Origin of the sequence: Exiguobacterium artemiae 255-15 (assembly GCF_000019905.1) — a bacterium.
In the GTDB taxonomy this organism is placed as follows: Bacteria; Bacillota; Bacilli; order Exiguobacteriales; family Exiguobacteriaceae; genus Exiguobacterium_A; species Exiguobacterium_A artemiae.
In genome coordinates this window covers 107,027-123,176 of sequence record NC_010556.1, presented here as the reverse complement: position 1 = coordinate 123,176, position 16,150 = coordinate 107,027, and the positions used below count along the sequence as shown (strand labels likewise).

Below are 16,150 nucleotides of genomic sequence, written 5' to 3'. Positions count from 1 at the left end.
TATTTTATAACTAGGAAGGTGAATCGTCGAATAACGTACACCTTCCTTAGCTTACACTAATCATAAAAGCGTGACAACCTGTGAAGGATTAGCCGTTTGCTTTTTTGATAATTTCTTCAGCAACTGATTTCGGTACTTCTTCGTAGTGATCGAAGTGCATCGAGTACGTTCCGCGACCTTGTGTGCGTGAACGAAGACCAGTAGCGTAACCGAACATCTCTGAAAGTGGAATCATCGAACGAACGACTTGAGCGTTCCCGCGAGCTTCCATACCTTCGACGCGTCCACGGCGTGATGTAACATCACCCATGATGTCTCCCATGTATTCATCTGGGATAACGATTTCAACTTTCATCATTGGCTCAAGGATAACAGCGCCGCTCTTATCTTTAAGTTGTTTGACGGCCATTGAAGCCGCGATTTTAAATGCCATCTCGTTCGAGTCGACATCGTGGTACGATCCGAAAACGAGTGCCGCTTTAACGTCAACTACTGGATAACCAGCAAGGATACCGTTTTGAAGCGCTTCTTCGATTCCGTGTTCAACCGCTGGGATGTATTCACGTGGAACAACACCACCGACGATTTTGTTGTTGAACTCAAAGCCAGCACCTTCTTCGTTTGGCTCGAATTCTACGACGACGTGACCATACTGACCACGACCACCTGATTGACGAGCAAACTTAGAATCGATTTTCGCCGATTGGCGGATCGTTTCACGGTAAGCTACTTGTGGAGCACCAACGTTTGCTTCGACTTTGAACTCGCGACGCATACGGTCAACGATAATGTCGAGGTGAAGCTCACCCATACCTGAGATGATCGTTTGACCAGTCTCTGGGTTAGTTTCAGTGCGGAAAGTTGGATCCTCTTCAGCAAGCTTAGCGAGTGCTTGACCCATTTTATCTTGGTCAGCTTTCGTTTTTGGTTCGATCGCGACCGAGATAACTGGTTCTGGGAATGTCATTGATTCGAGAACGACGTTGTCTTTCTCTGCACAAAGCGTATCTCCAGTAGTAGTATCTTTAAGACCTACAGCTGCTGCGATGTCACCAGCGAAGACCATTGGGATCTCCTCACGGCTGTTCGCGTGCATTTGAAGGATACGTCCGAGACGCTCACGTTTCCCTTTTGTTGAGTTCTTGACATAAGATCCTGCCGAAGCTGTACCAGAGTACACACGGAAGAACGTCAATTTACCAACATATGGGTCAGTCATAACTTTGAATGCAAGTGCAGAGAATGGCGCTTCGTCAGTTGACTCACGAACGATCTCTTCATCTGTATCCATGTTAATCCCTGTGATTGCTTTTACGTCGACTGGTGATGGGAGGTAGTCAAGGACTGCGTCAAGCATAAGCTGAACACCTTTGTTCTTGAATGCCGAACCAACGAGAACTGGGTAGAAATCAACTGTAAGAGTCGCTTTACGGATACCCGCTTTAAGCTCTTCAATTGTGATTTCCTCGCCCTCGAGGTATTTCATCATCATTTCTTCTTCGTAATCTGCAACTGCTTCGATTAATGATGCACGAAGTTCTTCAGCTTCTTCTGCGAATTCTGCAGGGAAACCTTCAGTTTCTTCGATATCAGTACCGAGGTCGTTACCGTACATGTATGTTTTCTTTTCAACGAGATCGATGATTCCTTTGAATTCATCTTCTGCGCCGATTGGGATTTGGATTGCGTGTGCGTTAGCTTGAAGGCGGTCGCGAAGCGTTCCAACCGAGTACAGGAAGTCTGCACCGATTTTATCCATTTTGTTAACGAAAACGATACGTGGTACGCCGTAAGTTGTAGCTTGGCGCCATACTGTCTCAGTTTGTGGCTCAACACCAGACTGAGCATCAAGTACTGCTACCGCACCATCAAGTACACGGAGTGAACGTTCAACTTCAACAGTGAAGTCTACGTGTCCAGGTGTATCGATGATGTTTACGCGGTTACCTTTCCATTGTGCAGTTGTTGCTGCAGATGTAATCGTGATTCCACGCTCTTGCTCTTGCTCCATCCAGTCCATTTGTGAAGCACCTTCGTGCGTTTCACCAATCTTGTGGATACGACCCGTGTAATAGAGGATACGCTCAGTCGTTGTTGTTTTACCAGCATCGATGTGGGCCATGATCCCGATATTACGGGTGTTCTTAAGGGAGAATTCTCTTGCCATCTTTAAACATTCTCCTTTCGCATTTTAGTTTAGTGTCCGTGCGTTGCCACACGTCATGACTATACCCGAAAGCCACCTCATATTTCCATACAAAATGGCATAGATGAGGTGGTTAATTCCGGTTTTACCAGCGGTAGTGAGCAAACGCTTTGTTCGCTTCCGCCATTTTGTGCATATCTTCGCGCTTCTTAACTGAAGCACCAGTGTTGTTTGCAGCGTCCATGATTTCGTTAGCAAGACGAGCATCCATTGTTTTTTCGTTACGGAGACGTGAGTAGTTCACGAGGTAACGAAGTGCAAGTGTCGTACGGCGCTCAGGGCGGACTTCGACAGGAACTTGATAGTTAGCTCCACCTACGCGGCGTGCTTTAACTTCAAGAACTGGCATGATGTTGTTCATCGCCTCTTCAAAAACTTCCATTGCATCGCGACCTGAACGTTCAGCGATAGCTTCAAAAGCTTTGTATAAGATTTGTTGAGCAGTACCTTTTTTACCATCTAACATAAGACGGTTGATAAGGCGGGTAACGAGTTTAGAGTTGTAGATCGGATCAGCCATTACATCACGGCGTTCTACTTGACCTTTACGTGGCATTCCGAGTCCCTCCTTTCATATAGTGAGGTGATATCTTCTGATATCTAGATTATTTTTTTGCTGCTTTTGGACGTTTAGTACCATATTTCGAACGACCTTGCATACGGCCGTCAACTCCAGCTGTATCGAGTGCACCACGAACGATGTGGTAACGTACCCCTGGTAAGTCTTTTACGCGACCGCCGCGAATAAGAACAACACTGTGTTCTTGCAAGTTGTGGCCGATACCTGGGATGTAAGCTGTTACTTCCATTGTGTTCGTTAAACGCACACGTGCGTACTTACGAAGAGCCGAGTTCGGTTTCTTCGGAGTCATTGTACCTACACGAGTACAAACACCACGTTTTTGTGGTGAGCTGATGTCAGTACGAGCTTTGATAAAGCTGTTGTACCCTTTGTTCAGCGCTGGCGAATCTGATTTCACAACTTTTGATTGACGTCCTTTACGGACTAATTGGTTGATAGTAGGCATCTTTGAGATCCTCCCTTCCTGAATTCATGACAAGTTTCAAAACCACCGAGCCGGGTGGTTCATCGAAAGTCATAATGAAACGTTTTGCGTGGCTCAGGCATTCCATCGCCACACAAAACGTATTATCAAACTTTCTTAATAGCAACAGCAGTTGCTGCAACGTCGATTCCACAAGCCTTACCAAGCTCAAGCTTAGAAGGAACGTTCACGACTGGAACGTTTGCTTGTTTCGCCGCATCGAGCAATGCTTGCTTTACGTGTTCATCTGCGTCATCTGCGATGATCACTTCCGACGCCTTGCCAGATCGCAATGCTTTGAGCGTTTGCTTTTGACCGACAAACTTCAAATCTGCGCCGACTACTTTTTTGTAAGACATGAAGATATCCTCCAAAATAACACAGCCGGTTGGCAACACTATATCATAGTAGCACCGCCATACCGGCGTGTCAAGGCGTTTTATTCTACAGGAGAATCTGCTTCTACAGGTGCTTCGCCTGCGATCTCGAGACCGATTTGACGGTAACGTGTCATTCCTGTACCAGCTGGAACAAGTTTACCGATAATAACGTTCTCTTTCAAGCCGCGAAGGTAGTCGCTCTTCCCTTTAATCGCCGCATCCGTAAGGACACGAGTAGTTTCCTGGAACGAAGCAGCTGATAGGAACGAATCCGTCTCAAGCGACGCTTTTGTAATACCGAGGAGAACTGGTTTAGCCGAAGCGAGTGCTTTACCGGCACGGAGCGCTTCTTTACATGCTTCTTTGAATGTGCTGATATCGACTAGCGAACCTGGTAAGAGTGATGTCTCACCAGACTCGATGACGCGGACGCGACGGATCATCTGACGTACCATGACCTCGACGTGCTTGTCACCGATCTCAACCCCTTGCATCCGGTATACTTTTTGAACTTCTTGAAGAAGATAGTTCTGTACGCCTGATACACCTTTGACGTTCAAGAGTTCTTTCGGGTCGATTGAACCTTCCGTGAACACTTGTCCGGCTTTGACTTCTTCACCGAGTTGAACACGAAGACGTGATCCGAAAGGAATCGTGTATGTCCGTGTTTCGCTCAGACCTTGAATCGTCAACTCACGCTTATCACGCGACTCTGTAAAGTCGATGACTTGTCCATCGATTTCCGAGATGACCGCTTGACCTTTCGGGTTACGGGCCTCGAACAACTCCTGGATACGCGGGAGACCTTGTGTGATATCGTCTCCGGCAACCCCACCTGTGTGGAAGGTACGCATTGTAAGCTGCGTTCCTGGCTCACCGATTGATTGTGCCGCGATGATTCCGACTGCTTCGCCGACTTCGACGTCGTTACCAGTCGCAAGGTTACGTCCGTAACATTTCTTACAGACGCCGTGACTTGTATTACAAGTGAAGGCTGTACGAATCTCAACGTTGTCGATGCCTGCGTCGGTAATCGCACGCGCGATATCTTCGTCGATGAGTTCGTTTGTTGAAACGAGGACTGCTCCTGTTTCCGGGTGAACGACTTTTTCGAACGCCGTACGGCCGACAAGGCGGTCGTAGAGGTTTTCGATTTCTTCCGTTCCTTCGCGGAGTGCTGTGACGCGGATACCACGATCCGTACCACAATCATCTTCACGAATGATAACATCTTGCGCGACGTCAACGAGACGACGAGTCAGGTAACCTGAATCGGCAGTCTTCAAGGCTGTATCGGCAAGACCTTTACGGGCACCGTGCGTCGAGATGAAGTATTCCTGAACCGTCAGACCCTCACGGAACGATGATTTGATCGGGAGCTCGATGATCCGTCCACTTGGAGCGGCCATGAGTCCACGCATCCCTGCAAGCTGCGTAAAGTTTGACGCGTTACCACGGGCACCGGAGTCACTCATCATGAAGATCGGGTTCAAACGGTTGAGGGATTTCATCAGACGAGACTGAATTTCATCCTTCGCGTCATTCCACGATTTAACGACACGCTCATAGCGCTCTTCTTCCGTGATGAGACCACGACGGTACGATTTCATAACGCGGTCAACATTATCTTGTGCCTCGACCAGGATTTCCTGTTTATCCGGAAGTACGATGATATCAGCGATACCAACCGTAATACCCGCACGTGTCGAGTGTTTGAAACCAAGGTTTTTCATTCGGTCAAGCATGCGGCTTGTTTCAGTCGTTTCAAAACGCTTGAAGACTTCCGCGATGACATTTCCGAGGAATCCTTTTTTGAATGGCTCGATGATCGGACGGCTCTTGATTTCAGCCGCGATGTCCGTTCCTTTTTCAAGGAAGTACTGATCAGGCGTTGCTTCCTGCAGATTGTTCATCGATGGTTCATTCAAGTATGGGAACGTCGTTGGGAGGATCTCGTTGAAAATCAACTTACCGACCGTCGTAACCAATAATTTCTCGTTTTGTGCTTCCGTGAATGTCGGGTTCTTCAGAACGCCGGCTGGAATCGCAACACGTGTGTGGAAGTGGACATACCCATTTTGGTAGGCAATCAACGCTTCGTTCACCGTCGAGAAGATTTTCCCTTCGCCGATTGCGTTTTCACGTTCAAGCGTCAGGTAGTAATTACCGAGGACCATATCCTGCGATGGTGTAACAACAGGCTTACCGTCTTTCGGGTTCAAGATGTTTTGTGCAGCGAGCATGAGAAGACGTGCTTCTGCTTGTGCTTCTGCTGAAAGTGGTACGTGAACCGCCATTTGGTCACCATCGAAATCGGCGTTGTAAGCCGTACATACGAGCGGGTGAAGGCGAATCGCGCGACCTTCGACGAGTGTCGGTTCGAACGCCTGGATACCGAGACGGTGAAGCGTCGGGGCACGGTTCAAGAGAACCGGGTGCTCACGGATGACTTCTTCTAATACGTCCCAAATTTCAGGTTGAACACGTTCGATTTTCCGTTTTGCACTCTTGATGTTCGGTGCGATGCCACGTGAGACAAGCTCTTTCATGACAAACGGTTTGAAGAGTTCAAGGGCCATTTCTTTCGGAAGACCACATTGATACATCTTCAGGTTTGGACCAACGACGATAACCGAACGACCAGAATAGTCGACTCGTTTACCGAGTAAGTTTTGACGGAAACGTCCTTGTTTCCCTTTCAGCATGTGCGAAAGAGATTTCAATGGACGGTTACCCGGTCCAGTAACCGGACGACCGCGACGACCGTTATCGATCAAGGCATCGACCGCTTCTTGCAACATCCGTTTTTCGTTCTGAACGATGATGTTCGGAGCGCCAAGGTCAAGAAGACGCTTGAGACGGTTGTTACGGTTGATGACACGACGGTATAAGTCGTTTAAGTCAGATGTCGCGAAACGTCCACCATCAAGCTGGACCATCGGACGGAGTTCCGGCGGGATGACAGGAAGTACTTCCAGAACCATCCACTCCGGGTTGTTGCCTGAGTTACGGAAAGCATCGAGGACTTCAAGACGTTTGATCGCACGTGTACGACGTTGTCCTTGAATCATTCGAAGATCTTCACGTAAACCGGCTACTTCTTTTTCGAGTTCAACGTCACGGAGCAATTTACGAACAGCTTCCGCACCCATTTCAGCGGTAAACGAACTACCGAATTTCTCGCGGTAAGCGCGGTACTCTTTTTCTGAAAGAAGTTGTTTTTTCTCGAGTGTCGATTCGCCCGGATCTGTCACGACGTACGACGCGAAGTAGATGATCTCTTCGAGTGCGCGCGGTGACATATCAAGGACGAGACCCATACGACTTGGGATTCCTTTAAAGTACCAGATGTGCGAAACCGGTGCTGCAAGTTCAATGTGACCCATGCGCTCACGACGGACTTTCGACTTCGTTACTTCAACGCCACAACGGTCACAAATGATTCCTTTATAACGGATCCGTTTGTATTTTCCGCAGTAACATTCCCAGTCTTTGGTCGGACCAAAAATCCGTTCACAGAACAAGCCGTCTTTCTCTGGCTTGAGCGTACGATAGTTGATCGTTTCCGGCTTCTTCACTTCCCCGAAAGACCACGAACGGATCTTTTCAGGGGAAGCGAGGCCGATTTTCATATATTCAAATCTATTAACATCTACCAAGGGGTGGACCTCCCTTTCGCTTATTCCTCTTCAGTAACAACTGGTGCGACAGGCGCTTGAACTTCTTCGAGTGCTGGAGTCGCGTTCGGGATGTTGTCCTCGTCGTCGTCTTTCATTTCGATCTCTTCATCTTCGGCAGACATCATCTTAACATCCATACCAAGGGATTGAAGCTCTTTAATGAGGACTCGGAACGATTCCGGCACGCCCGGTTGTGGTACATTTTCGCCTTTAACGATCGCTTCATATGCTTTAACACGACCGATTGTATCATCGGATTTAATTGTCAGGATCTCTTGGAGCGTATAAGCGGCACCGTATGCTTCAAGTGCCCATACTTCCATCTCACCGAAACGCTGTCCACCGAACTGGGCTTTACCACCTAGCGGCTGCTGCGTAACGAGCGAGTAAGGACCCGTCGAACGTGCGTGAAGTTTATCATCGACCATGTGGGCGAGTTTGATCATATACATGACACCAACCGAGATGCGGTTATCGAAGGCTTCACCAGAACGTCCATCATACAGGATCGTTTTAGCGTCGCGGTCCATACCGGCTTCTTCAATCGTTGCCCAAACATCTTCCTCACGTGCACCATCGAATACCGGTGATGCGACTTTGATTCCGAGTTGGCGTGCAGCCATACCAAGGTGAAGCTCGAGCAACTGCCCGATGTTCATCCGCGATGGTACACCAAGTGGGTTCAACATGATGTCGATTGGTGTGCCGTCTGGCATGTACGGCATGTCTTCTTCTGGCAGGATACGTGAGATAACACCTTTGTTACCGTGACGTCCAGCCATTTTATCTCCTTCGTGAATCTTACGCTTCTGAACGATGTACGCACGGATCAACTGGTTGACACCAGGTGACAGCTCGTCGCCGTTATCACGATCGAAGATTTTCACGTCAAGGATGATGCCGTCGCCGCCGTGTGGAACACGAAGTGACGTATCACGGACTTCACGTGCTTTTTCACCGAAGATTGCATGAAGCAGGCGTTCTTCAGCCGTCAATTCCGTTACGCCCTTAGGTGTAACTTTACCGACTAGGATATCCCCGTCTTTTACTTCAGCACCGACACGGATGATTCCGCGGTCGTCGAGGTTTTTCAGGGCGTCGTCGCCGACGTTCGGAATGTCACGCGTGATCTCTTCCGGTCCGAGTTTTGTATCACGTGATTCACACTCATACTCTTCAATGTGGATCGACGTGTAGACGTCGTCTTTCACGAGACGTTCGCTCATGATGACAGCATCCTCGTAGTTGTAACCATCCCATGTCATGAAACCGACGAGTACGTTACGACCAAGCGCAAGTTCCCCACCGTCCATCGATGGACCATCTGCAAGGATCTCGCCTTTATCGACAGGATCTCCTACTTTGATGATTGGTTTTTGGTTATAGCACGTTCCTTGGTTAGAACGGATGAATTTTTGGATCTTGTAGCGGTCAAGCTCACCTTGAACGATGTTGCCATCGACTTCCGTCGTACGACGGACAAGGATTTCACGTGCCGTTACACGCTCAGCGATACCTGAATGTTTTGCAACAACGGCAGCCCCTGAGTCTTTTGCAGACACGTACTCCATACCGGTACCAACGATTGGTGATTCCGGATCAAGAAGAGGTACGGCCTGACGTTGCATGTTCGCTCCCATGAGGGCACGGTTCGAGTCATCGTTCTCTAAGAACGGGATACATGCCGTCGCTGCCGAAACAACCTGTTTCGGTGAAACGTCCATGTAATCGACACGAGCTGGTTCGACAGACAAGTTTTGTCCGCGGAAACGTGACAAGACGTGTGTATCTTGGAACGTCTTCTCTTCCGTCAACAACATGTTTGCCTGTGCGACGACGTAGAGATCCTCTTCGTCGGCCGTCATGTAGTGAATTTCATTCGTGACGACACCCGTTTCCGGATCGACACGACGGTATGGCGCTTCGATGAAACCATACTCATTGACTTTCGCGAACGAAGACAGTGAGTTGATCAGCCCGATGTTCGGACCCTCCGGCGTTTCGATTGGACACATACGGGAATAGTGCGAGTAGTGAACATCTCGAACTTCAAAGCCAGCGCGCTCACGTGTAAGACCACCGGGTCCGAGTGCAGATAGACGACGTTTGTGCGTCAACTCAGCAAGCGGGTTCGTTTGGTCCATGAACTGTGATAATTGCGAGCTACCGAAGAACTCTTTAATCGATGCGATAACAGGACGAATGTTGATCAATGCCTGCGGCGTGATCGCATTCTGGTCTTGAATCGACATTCGCTCCTTAACGACACGCTCCATACGGGAAAGCCCGATCCGGAACTGGTTTTGGAGCAATTCACCGACTGAACGGAGACGACGGTTACCGAGGTGGTCGATATCGTCTGTCGTTCCTACTTCATGCAACAAGTTGAAGAAATAGTTGATCGCAGCAATCATGTCAGCAGGCGTGATGTGCTTGATGTCACGATCGATGTTACCGTTACCGATGATATTGATGATGCGTTCACCTTCAGCATCGTCCGGTGCGAACACCTTGATCGATTGTAAGTTGAAGGCTTCGCCTTGCGTTACTCCGCCAGTTGGCGTCGCTTCGATGTAACCGACAGATCCTTCAAGGAATGGCAAGACTTTGTCGAGCATACGACGGTCAAGAACTGTTCCTTCTTCTGCGATTACTTCGCCTGTTTCCGGATCGACAAGCGTTTCCGCCAGTTTTTGCCCGAACAGACGATTCTTCAGATGAAGCTTCTTATTGATTTTACAACGACCAACGTTTGCCAAATCATAACGTTTCGGGTCAAAGAACCGTGACACGAGAAGTGCTTTCGCATTTTCGACAGTCGGTGGCTCTCCCGGACGCAGACGCTCATAAATCTCGATGAGGGCTTTTTCCGTTGTTTCTGTATTATCTTTTTCAAGGGAGTTACGGAGGTACTCATCATCTCCAAGGAGATCGATGATTTCCTGATCCGTACCGAAACCAAGAGCACGTAAAAGAACCGTTACTGGAATCTTACGCGTGCGGTCGATTCGGACGTATACGATATCTTTCGCATCTGTCTCAAGTTCGAGCCATGCTCCACGGTTCGGGATGACCGTTGCCGAAAATCCACGTTTACCGTTTTTATCTAACTTATTGTTGTAATACACACTTGGCGAACGAACAAGCTGGGAAACGATAACTCGTTCCGCACCATTAATAATGAATGTTCCCGACTCCGTCATAAGCGGGAAGTCACCCATAAATACTTCTTGTTCCTTCAATTCACCCGTCTCTTTGTTTTGAAGACGGACTTTTACGCGTAGTGGTGCCGAATAGGTCACATCGCGCTCTTTTGATTCATCAATCGAATACTTCGGCTCTCCGAGCGAGTAGTCGATGAATTCTAATACGAGATTTCCCGTAAAGTCAGAAATCGGCGAGATATCATGAAACATCTCACGAAGACCTTCCCGCAAGAACCATTCGTATGAATTCGTTTGAATCTCAATAAGGTTTGGAAGTTCTAGAACTTCGCTGATACGTGCATAGCTTCTTCTCTGACGGTGACGACCGTACTGAACAAGTTGACCAGTCAACTGATTCACCTCTCAGACCCAGTTCTTCTTCTTGAGAAGGACGGGTGTAATATCGAACATTGAAGCCATTTTTTGACCGATAAGCGCAAAAAAGCGACGTCTTGTCTACTCAATCATCTGTAGTCGAGAACGCCAGCTGCTTCAAACTGCTTATCCAAAAATCACTCCAATGGCATTTTATAATACTATCATAGACATTAGACAAGGTCAACGACAAATCACTCGATTTGTCAAGACCGAATTGATTTAAATATTGAATACCCTTTATCGCGGGTAACCGTCTCACATGAACCGAATACTTCTTCCATCAACTTCTTCGCGGATGGTCCGCCTTGTTTCTTTTGAATGACGACCCATAAAGCGCCGCCGACATCCAGATGGTCATACGCTTCCCGTAAAATCCGGTGAACAACCGTCTTCCCCGCCCGAATCGGTGGATTCGTCACGATCGCTGCAAACGTCTGTCCAACCACGCCAGCATATCCGTCACTTACACCGGTCGTCACGGAAACACCATTCGCACGTGCATTGTCAGCCGCAAGCTCAAGGGCCCGCTCATTTACATCTACTAAAACAGCTTCCCGTCCGGTCGTTTTCGCAAGCGAAATCCCCATCGGACCGTATCCGCATCCGACATCCAGGATAGCACCCGATACATCCGGCTCTGTGAAGGCTTCAATCAGTAGACGTGAACCGAAATCAACGCCGCCTTTTGAAAACACTCCATGATCCGAAGTGAAGCGGAACGTTTCACCACGTAAAACGAATTCCCACGACTTTGGATCCCGTTTCGAGGAGGGATCATTTGTGTAATAATGATCTGCCATGTTTCCTTCCCCTCTCTATATTAAAGTTGAAAACAAAAGAAGCCCGCAAAGCGAGCTTCTTTTGTTTTACGTGAAGAAGAAAATTACTTAACTTCTACGCTTGCGCCAGCTTCTTCAAGCTTAGCTTTGATTGCGTCAGCGTCTTCTTTCGAAACGCCTTCTTTAACTGGAGCTGGAGTTCCGTCAACGAGTGCTTTCGCTTCTTTAAGACCGAGGCCTGTCAATTCGCGAACTGCTTTGATGACGTTGATTTTACCAGAACCTGCGCTAGTAAGGATTACGTCGAATTCAGTTTGCTCTTCAGCTGCTGCTGCGCCTGCACCTGCTGCTGCTACTGGAGCTGCTGCTGATACGCCGAATTCTTCTTCGATTGTTTTTACGAGTTCGTTAAGTTCAAGAACAGTCATGCCCTTGAGGTCTTCGATAAATTGCTCTTTGTTGAAAGCCATTATGGTTTTCCTCCTTTGTTTTAACCCACGTTGGGGTGTGAAAAATTGTGTGTTTGCCTATCCCGCTAAGCGGACATTAAGCAGATTGTTCTTCTTTTTGCTCTGCAATTGCGTTCGTTGCCACCGCAAGACCACGGATTGGCGCTTGAAGCACGCTGAGAAGCATCGAAAGGAGACCTTCGCGTGATGGAAGTTCCGCAAGGGCTTTGACATCTTCTACTGAAGTGACTTTGCCTTCGATGATACCACCTTTAAGCTCAAGAGCTTTGTGGTCTTTCGAGAAGTTGTTTAAGATCTTAGCTGGAGCGATAACGTCTTCATTGCTGAAGGCGATCGCAGTAGGACCTGTAAATACTTCGTCAAGACCTTCAAGATTGCTTTGAACTGCAGCACGGCGGAGGAGACCGTTTTTGTAAACTTTGAATTCAACACCCGCTTCGCGGAGTTGTTTACGAAGTTCTGTTACTTCGTCTACTGTGAGACCACGGTAGTCGACGACGATTGTTCCAGCGCTCGCTTGCATTTTCTCAGCGATCTCAGATACGAGATCCGCTTTGACAGCGATAACTTTTTCGTTTGCCATTTCTGTTGCACCTCCTGGTAAATGGAATGTACCGGCGCGAGGGGCTGCTCGATTTCAAATAAAAAGCCTCCGTCTGCCAGGCAGAGGAGGCGTAATCGTCAAAAAGGATACCTGAACAAACAGGCTCTCTGAGCAAGAACACCTCGGAAGGGTTTATGCTCAATCGATGAGCACCTTCTGTCTACGGTATGTCGAATATATCAACGTTTTATACTGTAACAGCGTTCTTAGAACGTTGTCAAGTTCGTTTTAGACGAAATTATTTCGCGAAGTCAACTGCAGATACTTTTACACCAGGACCCATTGTAGAAGCGATCGCGATGTTCTTAAGGTAAACACCTTTAGCAGTAGCTGGTTTAACTTTAACGAGAGTTTCGATGACTGTGTTGATGTTCTCAACCAATTTAGCGTCATCAAATGATTTTTTACCGACTGGAACGTGGATGTTACCAGATTTGTCGACACGGTACTCAACTTTACCAGCTTTGATATCGTTGATTGCTTTAGTGACGTCAAATGTAACTGTTCCTGTTTTCGGGTTAGGCATGAGGCCTTTAGGTCCGAGAACACGGCCGAGTTTACCAACTTCACCCATCATGTCAGGTGTCGCAACGATAACATCGAAGTCGAACCATCCTTGTTGGATTTTAGTGATGTACTCAGAATCACCAGCGAAATCTGCTCCAGCAGCTTCCGCTTCTTTTAATTTCTCACCTTTAGCAAAGACGAGAACTTTTTGTGTTTTACCAGTACCGTGTGGCAATACAACTGCTCCACGGATTTGTTGATCTGCTTTCTTCGGATCGACTCCGAGACGAACAGCAAGTTCGATTGTTTCATCGAATTTCGCAGTTGCAGACTTTTTAGTCAAATCTACAGCTTCAGCGAGTTCGTATGAAACCGTACGATCGATAAGTTTAGCAGCTTCTTTATACTTCTTACCCATTTTAGGTTCCTCCTTTGTGGTTGTGCGGAAAATCCTCCCACATAATGAAAGGGTAGCAAGGCTTCAAGTAACTATCCGCCTGCGACCCTCATCGTTGTTCATTGCAATCAAAAGACTCAGTCTTCGATTACGATACCCATAGAACGTGCAGTACCTTCAACCATCAACATCGCTGTTTCAACAGATGCTGCGTTGAGGTCTGGCATTTTCGTTTCAGCGATTTCGCGAACTTTGTCACGTTTGACAGTCGCTACTTTCTTACGGTTAGGCTCGCCTGAACCGCTCTCGATTCCAGCTGCTTTCTTCAAGAGAACTGCTGCTGGTGGAGTTTTAGTAATAAACGTAAATGAACGATCTTCAAAAACCGTGATGACTACAGGAATAATCAAGCCGGCTTGGTCTTGTGTACGAGCGTTGAACTCTTTACAGAAGCCCATGATGTTCACACCTGCTTGACCGAGTGCCGGTCCAACTGGTGGAGCTGGGTTTGCTTTGCCCGCAGGAATTTGAAGTTTAACTAGTTTCATAACCTTCTTCGCCACGAGACACACCTCCTTAATTCTTTAATGTGGTTTAATTGGACGTTGCGCGTCCTCCCACTCATTCTATTCGACGAGTAATTTACCGAAATAAGCACAACATCAAACAGGAAAAATTGTACCATTAAAATAAAAGTTTCGCAATAGGAAACTTAGTCAATCTTCTCAACTTGTGAGAAATCGAGCTCTACTTTCGTTTCACGACCGAACATATCGACAGAAACTTTCATTTTTTCAGCTTCTGTTTCAAGCTCTTCGATCGTACCTTCCAGGTTTGCAAAGACGCCTTCTTTGATCCGTACGATTTGTCCCATTGTAAAGTCATAACGACTCTTCATGTCGACAAGTCCCATTGATCCGAGAATGTTTTCTGCTTCTTCAGGAAGAAGTGGTGTCGGTTTCGAACCGCCGCCGACCGAACCGAGGAATCCCGTGACGTTCGGTGTGTTACGGACGACATACCAAGAATCATCCGTCATGACCATCTCGACGAGGACATACCCCGGGAAGATCTTGATTTCACGTTCCTTGATTTTCGTTTCACCTTTTTTGTTTGTTACTTCTTCCTGTACCGTTTCGATTGGAACGAGTACACGGAAGATTTTCTCGTCCATGTTCATAGATTCAATCCGACGTTCAAGATTTGCCTTGACGTTATTTTCGAATCCAGAGTACGTCTGGACAACAAACCATTGCTTATCCATGGTACGTCACCTCTTCTTTTTACTTAATCAACCAACTCATGAATGCGCTGAGCCCTGAATCGACACCGAAGATGAAGACACCCATAAAAATGACCATACCGATTACGGTCAGTGTATACTTCGTCAGTTCTTTTCGTTTTGGCCAGCTCGTCTTTTTCAGTTCATTCCATACGTCACGCAAAAATTTCATCGTACTTTCCCTCCAGGATGTATTAAATGGGGACAGATGAAGCCTTATTTCGCTTCTTTATGAATCGTATGCGCGTTACAGCGGCGACAGAACTTCTTCAGTTCCAAGCGGATGCTGACATCCTCTTTTTTCATCGTCGTGTAGTCGCGGGCACCGCAAATATCACAAGCAAGGCCTACTTTCTTCGCCATCTCAAACGACCTCCTTCTTTGCCACTCCTTCTCTTCAAGAAGAGAACCCTCTCTCCAAAAAAGAGCGTAAAAAAAAACGCCTATGAGCGGCGTCTCGCTAGTAAGGCGCTATTTATACAGTAGCACACCCGGATAACGGGGTCAATCCACCTCTCGATCAGACCGTCAGTTTTCGCGCTTCGAGATACCGTTCCAGCTTTTTCTTTACGCGTTGAAGGGCATTATCGATGGACTTGACATGACGATCGAGATCGTCGGAAATTTCTTGATAGGTTCTTCCGTCGAGATAAAGCGCAAGCACCTTGCGTTCCAGATCACTGAGAATCTCATCCATCTTGCTTTCGATATCCGCATACTCTTCCCGGTTGACGATCAACACTTGCGGATCCGACGGGGCGGTCGATGTAATGATATCGAGCAACGTCCGTTCCGACTCATCATCGTAAATCGGTTTATCAAGCGAAATGTATGAATTAAGCGGGATATGTTTTTGACGTGTTGCGGTTTTAATCGCCGTAATCATCTGCCGGGTAATACACAGTTCAGCAAACCCTTTAAAGGAAGCCAGCTTATCCGTCCGATAATCCCGGACTGCCTTATACAGACCAATCATGCCTTCTTGGATGATATCTTCGCGGTCCGCTCCGATCAAAAAGTAAGACCGTGCTTTTGCACGCACAAAGTTCCGATACCGCTCGATCAGAAATTCGAGCGCATCACTGTTGTCAAATACCTTCGCCTGTTCCACAAGCGCCTCATCGGTCATGCACTCAAACTGGTCGAACGAAACCAAACTCATCCGTCATCCCTCCAAGCTTCTCTAACAAACTAATCGATTGTTTCTAATTATAC

At 47.5% G+C, this 16,150-nt stretch carries 15 protein-coding genes and 1 other annotated feature; all 15 genes read right to left on the bottom strand.

Translation table 11 applies throughout. From position 1 onward, the window contains the following. Positions 1-88: 88 nt before the first annotated feature. The gene (fusA, locus tag EXIG_RS00655) at positions 89-2,167 is read right to left on the bottom strand and encodes an elongation factor G (RefSeq protein WP_012369006.1); all 2,079 of its coding nucleotides are present in this window, start codon (positions 2,165-2,167) and stop codon (positions 89-91) included. 124 nt (positions 2,168-2,291) lie between these two features. Beyond that, entirely contained in the window at positions 2,292-2,762 is a 471-nt protein-coding gene (gene rpsG, locus EXIG_RS00650) for a 30S ribosomal protein S7 (protein WP_012369005.1), read from the bottom strand. Between the two features lie 49 nt (positions 2,763-2,811). Continuing rightward, positions 2,812-3,234, bottom strand: a complete 423-nt coding sequence (rpsL, locus tag EXIG_RS00645) for a 30S ribosomal protein S12 (RefSeq protein ID WP_012369004.1) — start codon at positions 3,232-3,234, stop codon at positions 2,812-2,814. Between the two features lie 125 nt (positions 3,235-3,359). After that, complete coding sequence (locus EXIG_RS00640; protein ID WP_012369003.1) at positions 3,360-3,611, bottom strand: ribosomal L7Ae/L30e/S12e/Gadd45 family protein; 252 nt, start codon at positions 3,609-3,611, stop codon at positions 3,360-3,362. A gap of 80 nt (positions 3,612-3,691) precedes the next feature. Further along, complete coding sequence (gene rpoC / locus EXIG_RS00635; protein WP_012369002.1) at positions 3,692-7,291, bottom strand: DNA-directed RNA polymerase subunit beta'; 3,600 nt, start codon at positions 7,289-7,291, stop codon at positions 3,692-3,694. 20 nt (positions 7,292-7,311) lie between these two features. Continuing rightward, complete coding sequence (gene rpoB, locus EXIG_RS00630) at positions 7,312-10,869, bottom strand: DNA-directed RNA polymerase subunit beta (protein ID WP_012369001.1); 3,558 nt, start codon at positions 10,867-10,869, stop codon at positions 7,312-7,314. Between the two features lie 230 nt (positions 10,870-11,099). Further along, positions 11,100-11,696 (bottom strand): class I SAM-dependent methyltransferase, encoded by a 597-nt coding sequence (locus EXIG_RS00625; protein ID WP_012369000.1) that lies wholly within the window; start codon positions 11,694-11,696, stop codon positions 11,100-11,102. 83 nt (positions 11,697-11,779) lie between these two features. After that, entirely contained in the window at positions 11,780-12,145 is a 366-nt protein-coding gene (rplL, locus tag EXIG_RS00620) for a 50S ribosomal protein L7/L12 (protein WP_012368999.1), read from the bottom strand. Between the two features lie 76 nt (positions 12,146-12,221). Continuing rightward, positions 12,222-12,728: a 50S ribosomal protein L10 gene (gene rplJ, locus EXIG_RS00615; protein WP_012368998.1), complete on the bottom strand. Its 507-nt coding sequence runs from the start codon at positions 12,726-12,728 to the stop codon at positions 12,222-12,224. Between the two features lie 50 nt (positions 12,729-12,778). Beyond that, positions 12,779-12,933, bottom strand: a sequence feature (ribosomal protein L10 leader region). A 54-nt stretch (positions 12,934-12,987) separates the two neighbouring features. Next, positions 12,988-13,674: a 50S ribosomal protein L1 gene (gene rplA, locus EXIG_RS00610; RefSeq protein WP_012368997.1), complete on the bottom strand. Its 687-nt coding sequence runs from the start codon at positions 13,672-13,674 to the stop codon at positions 12,988-12,990. Positions 13,675-13,790: 116 nt separating this feature from the next. After that, positions 13,791-14,216 (bottom strand): 50S ribosomal protein L11, encoded by a 426-nt coding sequence (gene rplK / locus EXIG_RS00605; protein WP_012368996.1) that lies wholly within the window; start codon positions 14,214-14,216, stop codon positions 13,791-13,793. 149 nt (positions 14,217-14,365) lie between these two features. Next, positions 14,366-14,917: a transcription termination/antitermination protein NusG gene (gene nusG / locus EXIG_RS00600; protein WP_012368995.1), complete on the bottom strand. Its 552-nt coding sequence runs from the start codon at positions 14,915-14,917 to the stop codon at positions 14,366-14,368. A gap of 19 nt (positions 14,918-14,936) precedes the next feature. Then, the gene (gene secE, locus EXIG_RS00595; protein WP_012368994.1) at positions 14,937-15,107 is read right to left on the bottom strand and encodes a preprotein translocase subunit SecE; all 171 of its coding nucleotides are present in this window, start codon (positions 15,105-15,107) and stop codon (positions 14,937-14,939) included. Between the two features lie 44 nt (positions 15,108-15,151). Continuing rightward, positions 15,152-15,298 (bottom strand): 50S ribosomal protein L33, encoded by a 147-nt coding sequence (rpmG, locus tag EXIG_RS00590; RefSeq protein WP_012368993.1) that lies wholly within the window; start codon positions 15,296-15,298, stop codon positions 15,152-15,154. Between the two features lie 157 nt (positions 15,299-15,455). Next, entirely contained in the window at positions 15,456-16,097 is a 642-nt protein-coding gene (gene sigH / locus EXIG_RS00585; protein WP_012368992.1) for an RNA polymerase sporulation sigma factor SigH, read from the bottom strand. Positions 16,098-16,150: the final 53 nt, after the last annotated feature.

Excerpts from the sequence above, each read along its gene's own strand:
- fusA (WP_012369006.1), bottom strand. The coding sequence starts at position 2,167 with ATGGCAAGAGAATTCTCCCTTAAGAACACCCGTAATATCGGGATCATG.
- rpsG (WP_012369005.1), bottom strand. The coding sequence starts at position 2,762 with ATGCCACGTAAAGGTCAAGTAGAACGCCGTGATGTAATGGCTGATCCG.
- rpsL (WP_012369004.1), bottom strand. The coding sequence starts at position 3,234 with ATGCCTACTATCAACCAATTAGTCCGTAAAGGACGTCAATCAAAAGTT.
- EXIG_RS00640 (WP_012369003.1), bottom strand. The coding sequence starts at position 3,611 with ATGTCTTACAAAAAAGTAGTCGGCGCAGATTTGAAGTTTGTCGGTCAA.
- EXIG_RS00625 (WP_012369000.1), bottom strand. The coding sequence starts at position 11,696 with ATGGCAGATCATTATTACACAAATGATCCCTCCTCGAAACGGGATCCA.
- rplL (WP_012368999.1), bottom strand. The coding sequence starts at position 12,145 with ATGGCTTTCAACAAAGAGCAATTTATCGAAGACCTCAAGGGCATGACT.
- rplJ (WP_012368998.1), bottom strand. The coding sequence starts at position 12,728 with ATGGCAAACGAAAAAGTTATCGCTGTCAAAGCGGATCTCGTATCTGAG.
- rplA (WP_012368997.1), bottom strand. The coding sequence starts at position 13,674 with ATGGGTAAGAAGTATAAAGAAGCTGCTAAACTTATCGATCGTACGGTT.
- nusG (WP_012368995.1), bottom strand. The coding sequence starts at position 14,917 with ATGGATAAGCAATGGTTTGTTGTCCAGACGTACTCTGGATTCGAAAAT.
- secE (WP_012368994.1), bottom strand. The coding sequence starts at position 15,107 with ATGAAATTTTTGCGTGACGTATGGAATGAACTGAAAAAGACGAGCTGG.
- rpmG (WP_012368993.1), bottom strand. The coding sequence starts at position 15,298 with ATGGCGAAGAAAGTAGGCCTTGCTTGTGATATTTGCGGTGCCCGCGAC.
- sigH (WP_012368992.1), bottom strand. The coding sequence starts at position 16,097 with ATGAGTTTGGTTTCGTTCGACCAGTTTGAGTGCATGACCGATGAGGCG.